The 6,769-nt window shown below is 69.8% G+C and carries 3 protein-coding genes and 1 pseudogene; all 4 read right to left on the bottom strand.

Features of this window, described 5'->3' with window-relative positions:
• Positions 1 to 255: pseudogene (locus DD1DGNOD_RS28760) on the bottom strand (signal peptide peptidase SppA); the annotation flags it as partial.
• Between the two features lie 173 nt (positions 256 to 428).
• A complete protein-coding gene (mazG, locus tag DD1DGNOD_RS04245; protein ID WP_131765313.1) occupies positions 429 to 1,763 on the bottom strand; it encodes a nucleoside triphosphate pyrophosphohydrolase in 1,335 nt (444 codons plus the stop codon).
• Between the two features lie 91 nt (positions 1,764 to 1,854).
• Positions 1,855 to 2,643, bottom strand: coding sequence for a SurA N-terminal domain-containing protein (locus DD1DGNOD_RS04240; RefSeq protein ID WP_131765312.1), 789 nt, complete (start codon positions 2,641 to 2,643; stop codon positions 1,855 to 1,857).
• A 174-nt stretch (positions 2,644 to 2,817) separates the two neighbouring features.
• Positions 2,818 to 6,456, bottom strand: a complete 3,639-nt coding sequence (gene mfd / locus DD1DGNOD_RS04235; protein WP_131769491.1) for a transcription-repair coupling factor — start codon at positions 6,454 to 6,456, stop codon at positions 2,818 to 2,820.
• Between the last annotated feature and the right edge of the window lie 313 nt (positions 6,457 to 6,769).

The raw sequence follows: 6,769 nt of genomic DNA, 5'->3' as shown, positions 1-6,769 counted from the left end.
CGCGAGCGGCATCCCGCAGGGGGCGATCCGGGCGATGAGCGTGGACGCCCGGTCATCGTCCTGGGCCCGACGCAGCCCGTCCACGATGGCTCGCAGGGATTGGCGGCGCCGCGTCAGAGCCGCACTCACCGGATCGCCGGGTATCCCTTCGACCGGATCCACGGTGAGGTCGAGCTCGAGGAGGATCGGCGCGGACCGCCGCGCATACAAACGATGGACGCCCGCCAGCGCCTGCCGCGCAGTGCTTCCTGCCATGGAGTGAGGCTACGCGCAACGGTCATGGCATGCTCCACCCACGTGGTCGAGACCTTCCGGAGCGTTCCGAGGAACCCCGCCCACGCGACTGAACCACCCGGGGACCTGGGCCTCGGCAGCGCGAAAGGGACATGATCGCGTCGCCTTTGGCCCTCTTGACCAGCTGGGGTGCGTCAGCCGGCCGGGATTTCGTCTGCTGACGGCCAGTGTGTGCGCCAGGAGTCCGCGTCGGCGTCCCGGGCGTCCAGGCCGGCAGTGCGGATGGCGTCCTCAGCGGTGGTGAGGGTGTCCCGGAAACGTCGTGCGGACGTCCGCAGAGCCGCTTCGGGATCGACCCCGGCCTGCCGTGCCAGCACCACGGCCGCGAACAGCAGATCGCCGATCATCGTCTCGGCCGGCGTCCCGGCTGGGGTAGGCGGACGGTCCGTGGCCCGGGCCAGGTCACCGGCCAGGCCGGCAACCGCCTCGGCGGGAGACGGCCGGCCCGCGCCGAGGACGAGATCCAGCGGAACGCCGACCTTGACCGCGCGCTTCTGCAGCTTTGCCGCCAGCGCGAGCGCCGGTTGGGACAGGGGGACGCCTTCGGTGACCGACCGGCGGCCCTTCTCGACGTCCTTGATCCTGTCCCAGTTCGTCTCGACGGCGGCGGCGCCGTCCACCGTCACCGACCCGAAGACATGCGGATGCCGGCGGACGAGCTTGTCGGTCAGGCCCGCGGCCACGTCGTCGATGTCCCAGGCCGCCTCCCGGGCCGCAGCGCCGTTGCGGCCAGTCTCGTCCCGGGCGGCCCCGCCGTCACCCGTGCCGTCGGCCCGCCCGTTGCCCTCGGCTGCGATCCGGGCGTGGAACAGCACCTGCATGAGCACATCGCCGAGCTCCTCGCGCAGGTCGGCGTGGTTGCCGTCCTCGATCGCCTGATACGCCTCGTACGCCTCCTCCAACAGGTAGGCGGCGAGCGAGGTATGGGTCTGCTCGGCGTCCCATGGACAGCCGCCGGGAGAGCGCAAGCGGTCCATCACGGCGACCGCGTCCAGGAGCCTGGCACCGGGCAGGTCACGCGATCCCTCGACAACCGTCACGGTGAGGTCCACACCGGCCGAGGCGGCGAGCACGTCAAGCAGTTCCCGGTCACCGGTCGGCTCCGCCTCGCCGGCCCGAGCCACCTCACCGGCCCGAAGCGTCTCGCCGGCACGAGCAGCCTCACCGGCCCGAGCCGTTTCACCGATCCGAAGCGTCCCGCCGCCCGCGGCCGCGAGCCACACCACGGGTCGGGACGGGTCGGCGCAGGCGCGCTTTCGCAGCGCCTCGACGGCAGCGGGAGCATCCGAGCCCGCGTCTGCCACAACCTCGACCGGAATGCCCGCCGCGACGAGGGCGGCGCGCTGGGGATGGTCGACCGATCCGCAACAGACCGCACCGGCGGTGCGCAGCAGGTCCCAGGTGCCGACGTCGAGCAACCCGGGTGCGACCCGGGGGCTCGTCACGACGACGGCGATACTCGCGGTCACCGGACGACCGCGATCGCGTTGACTGTCACCAGCACGGCCGGACCACCGCTTCGACAACGTCGGTTGTTCGGGAACGTCGGCTGGAAGTAATTCACTGGCCTATCGAGATTCCCGAGCCCAGCGGCGGCTCGGGCGCCGGCGTCGTCGCAACCGAGACATCCGCGGCAATCACCGCGAGCTGGGCGGAGTCCCAGCTGCCGAACCTCGGGTTGATCGAGACCGGTTCCCGGTCCACGACCTCGCGAAGTTTCGTGTGCAGGACGGGGTTGCGTTGCTCCTCGGCCAACCACCGGACGAGGTAGGGCTGGGCCTGGGCGAAACTCAGCGGAATCTTCCCGACCTGCTTGACGATCTTGTCGTAGACGTCGCGGGCCTGTTTTTCAGACGCGACCGCATCCGGGGTCAGCCGGTCGGTGATCGCCAGCTCGAGGACGTTGGAACGCGCGGCAGCCCGCAGGTCCTGGCGGGCTATGCCACTCTGCGCCGCCCGCTGCTCGAAGGCCGCGACGCTGCCGAACTGGAGCAGGCCGTACGCCTGGTAGTAAGCGTCGAGGTCCTGGTCGGTCACTGTGACCCCGAGGCTGTGGGCCTCCCGCTCGAGCAGGTTGAGCTGGACGAGCGTGGTGAGCGCGCGCCGCTGCAGCTCGCCGCGTTCGATCGGCGCGACGGCCTGGGCGGTGCGGTCGTCGGCCTGGCCGGTCGCACCGGCCAACCGGCTGGCGGCCAGACCGCGATCGACGACGTCACGCAGGGTCGAGGTCTTGATCGTCTCATCGCCGACCTGTGCGGCGGAGCCCGCATGAGTGGTGCATGCGGACGCGGTAAGGACCACCAACGCCACACCGGCAAGAACACGGCGAGCGACAGAACGGGGCTTCACGGCTGTGACCGTATCGACTCGCTGCCCGCCGCGCACACCCGGTCCACTCCGTCCATTCCGTCCGCTCCGTCCACTCGTGCGTGCCGACCCGTCACATCCCGGCCGAAGCCCGGCCGGAAGGCGATTCCCGCCCGCGTCCCGCCCGTGCGGCGGGCGGGACGGGCAGCCGGCGGGTCAGCGGGATGCGGCCGTAGCCGCTGCCGCGACCGAGTCACCCGCGACCGCTTCCAGCAGGCCCGCAGCCCAGGTAAGGATGGCACGGTCACGCAACGGGCGGGCACCGATGCGGGGGGTCTCTGCCGGTGCCGGCACGAGGATCGTCCGTACCGCCGGCTTGACCACGGCTCCCTTGTACAGCCGTTGGAGGCGCATGGTCTGGCTTTCGCGCAGCTCCAGCGGAGCGAACCGGATCTGACGGCCCGCCACGGTGATCTCGGTGACGCCGTGGCGGCGGGCCAGTACCCGCAGGGATGCGACCGCCAGCAGGTTCTCGGCCTGCTCGGGCAGCATCCCGTAACGGTCGAGAAGCTCAGCGCGGACCTCGGCGATGTCGTCGTCCGAAGCGGCGGCGGCCAGACGCCGGTAGGCGTCCAGGCGCAGCCGCTCGCTGGGGACGTAATCATGCGGCAGGCTCGCGTTCACCGGGAGTTCGACCTTGGCCTCGGGAGGTTCCTCGACCGCGGTGCCTTTGAAGTTGGCAACGGCCTCACCGACCATCCGCACGTAGAGGTCGAAGCCGACCGACGCGATATGCCCGGACTGTTCCCCGCCGAGCAGGTTGCCCGCCCCGCGAATCTCCAGGTCCTTCATGGCCACGGCCATTCCGGCACCGAGGTCGGAATGCTGGGCAATCGTGGCGAGCCGGTCGTGCGCGGTTTCGGTGAGTGGTTTGTCCGGAGAATACAGGAAATAGGCGTAAGCACGTTCCCGGCCCCGACCCACGCGCCCCCGCAACTGGTGCAGCTGGGACAGCCCGAACACGTCGGCGCGTTCCACGATGAGCGTGTTGGCGTTGGAGATGTCCAGCCCGGACTCGACGATCGTGGTACATACCAGAACGTCGAACTTCTTTTCCCAGAACGCGACCATCACCTGCTCGAGGGCGTCCTCGGCCATCTGGCCGTGCGCGGTGGCGATGCGCGCCTCGGGAACGAGATCACGCAGCCTCGCTGCGGCCGCGTCGATCGACTCCACCCGGTTGTGGATGAAGAAAACCTGCCCCTCCCGCAGCAGTTCGCGGCGGATCGCGGCGGCGACCTGCCGGTTGTCACTCGGGCCGACGAAGGTCAGGATCGGATGCCGCTCCTCCGGCGGGGTGTCGATGGTCGACAGCTCCCGGATGCCGGTGATCGACATTTCCAGCGTCCGCGGGATCGGGGTGGCGCTCATGGTGAGCACGTCCACCGCGGTCCGCATCTTCTTCAGGTATTCCTTGTGTTCGACGCCGAAACGCTGCTCCTCGTCGACGATCACCAGGCCGAGATCCTTGAAATGGGATCCGGACGACAGCAGTCGATGAGTTCCGATCACCACGTCGACACTGCCTTCGGCAAGCCCGTCCAGCACGGCCTTCTGCTCGGACGCGGAATTGAAGCGCGACACCGCCCGTACGTTCACGGGAAACGCGGCATACCGCTCAGAGAATGTCTGGAAATGTTGCTGGACAAGCAGTGTCGTCGGAACGAGTACGGCGACCTGCTTACTGTCCTGCACCGCTTTGAAAGCCGCGCGCACCGCGATCTCGGTCTTGCCGTAGCCGACGTCGCCGCAGATGACCCGGTCCATCGGGACGGGTTTGCGCATGTCGGCCTTGACCTCCTCGATGGCCGAGAGCTGGTCGGGAGTCTCCCGGAACGGGAAGGCGTCCTCCAGCTCCCGCTGCCACGGGGTGTCCGGGCCAAAGGCGTATCCCGGCGCGGCCATCCGCGCGCTGTACAGGCGGATCAGCTCACCGGCGATCTCCTTGACGGCCTTGCGGGCACGTCCCTTGCGCTTGGCCCAGTCGGCACCGCCGATCCGGTCGAGGCTCGGGCCCTCCCCCCCGACATAACGGGTGACCTGTTCGAGCTGGTCGGTCGGGACGTACAGGCGGTCACCCTTCGCATACTCGAGGACGAGGTACTCCCGGGTGGCACCGGCAACGGTTCGTGTCACCATCTCGACGTAACGGCCGACCCCGTGGGCGTCGTGGACGACCAGGTCGCCGGAGCGCAGCGCAAGCGGGTCGATGCCCTTGCGGCGCCGGTGCGGCATCCGGCGCATGTCACGGGTGGTCACGCCACGCTGGCCGGCGAGGTCTGTTTCGGTCAGGACCGCGATCCCCAGCAGGTCGCTGGTGAAGCCGGTACCCAGCTGACCGCAGGTGACCGTGGCGACGCCACGAGCAAGATCGGCGTCCTCGGCGAGGCGAGCGCCCAGATCGGCGTCCCGCAGCAGCTCGACAAGCCGCTGGGCGGGACCATGCCCCTCGGTAATCAGCAGAACACGCCAGGAATCGGCGAGCCATCCCTTGATGTCAGCGAGTGCTCTGGCGGTGTCGCCATGGTAGGCGATGGCTGGACGCAGGCTGGAGAGCACCGAGTGGTCGTCGAGATCCTCCTCGCCTGCGACGCCGTCCTGCCCCCGGTAATCGCCGAACCGGCCGTCGCCGAACCGATTGCTGCCTGGTCGGTCGTCGATGGTGACACCGGCGCCACCGAACGGGCTGATCGACCACCACGGCAGGCCGATCTCGGCAGCGCGCTGGCGCACCTGCGCGATCGAACGGTAGGCCGCCGCGCCGAGGTCGATCGGAGCGCTGCCGCCGACAGCGGCCGTGCTCCAGGACGCTTCCAGGAACTCGTGGCTCGTGCGCACCAGCTCGGCCGCGCGGGCGCGGACCCGTTCGGGGTCGCACACCAGCACATGCGTGCCGGCGGGCAGGTCGTCGAGCATGAGCACCATCTCGTCGGAGAGCACCGGCGCGAGCGCCTCCATGCCGTCCACCGGAATACCGTCCGCGATCTTGTCGAGCATGTCGAGGAGCTCGGGATGCAGCCGCGCCAGCTCGCGGGCCCGGGTCCGGACCTGCGGGGTGAGCAGCAGTTCACGGCACGGCGGTGCGAACAGCCGGCGCCGGCCGTCCTGGCTGTCGGAAGGATCGGTCAGCGCCCGCTGGTCGGCTACCGAGAACGGCCGGATGTCCTCGACCTCGTCACCGAAGAACTCCACCCGCAGCGGATGCTCCTCGGTCGGCGGGAAGACGTCGAGGATGCCACCGCGCACCGCGATCTCGCCACGCCGCTCCACCAGGTCCACCCGGTGGTAGGCGACGCCGACAAGCCTGTCCACGATTTCGTTGAGGTCGGCGCTGTCACCGACGCTCAACCCCACCGGTTCGAGATCGCCGAGGCCGGCGACCTGGGGCTGGAGGACGGCCCTCACCGGCGCCACCACAACCGACAGCGGCGGCTTGCCCGTGCTGTCGGGGTGGGCGAGCCGGCGCAACACGGCGAGGCGGAGTCCGACCGTGTCGGCTCGTGGGGACAGCCGTTCGTGCGGCAGGGTCTCCCAGCTCGGGAACACCGCGACCGTTTGCGGATCGATCAGGCTCGACAGCGCCGCGGCAAGATCGTCAGCTTCCCGTCCGGTGGCGGTGACGGCCAGTACCGTCCGCCCGGCCCGGACCGCGAGCGCGGCGGCGGCGAACGGTCGCAGCGCAGCCGGAGCCGACAGGTCCAGCCGGGGTTCACCGACTGCGGCGACCGCGCGTGCCAGGGCCGGATCCGCACCTGGGGTGGCGGTAAGGGCGTCCAACAGCGGGGCGAGGGTCATAAGAGCGTCCGAACCTCTCGGGAACAGCGCACATTACAAACAGACGGCAAAGTACAGATGGACACACAGTGTCACGAACTGGGCCGCTCTTCGCGTACCGGACCGTTCCCCACGGGACAGCGCCCGACGCACACGACCGCGTTTCCCCTATTTTACGCGCCGGGGAATCGGCACACCCAGGAGGTGGCGCTCACCGCGACACAGCCGAGCCTGACAGCGAAGCGGGCGAGGGTGGCAGCAGGCCCGGACAGCAGTCTTCCACCTGGTGTTCCACCTGGCCGACCGCGCGGGCGGGGGTCGGCCAGCGCCACCG

Source organism: Candidatus Protofrankia californiensis, assembly GCF_900634765.1.
Taxonomy (GTDB): domain Bacteria; phylum Actinomycetota; class Actinomycetes; order Frankiales; family Frankiaceae; genus Protofrankia; species Protofrankia californiensis.
The sequence above is the reverse complement of the archived record's forward strand: the minus strand, read 5'-3'. Positions and strand labels throughout refer to the sequence as shown.

Bases quoted from the DNA above. Each gene is read 5' to 3' on its own strand.
- mfd (WP_131769491.1), bottom strand. From the start codon at position 6,456: ATGACCCTCGCCCCGCTGTTGGACGCCCTTACCGCCACCCCAGGTGCG.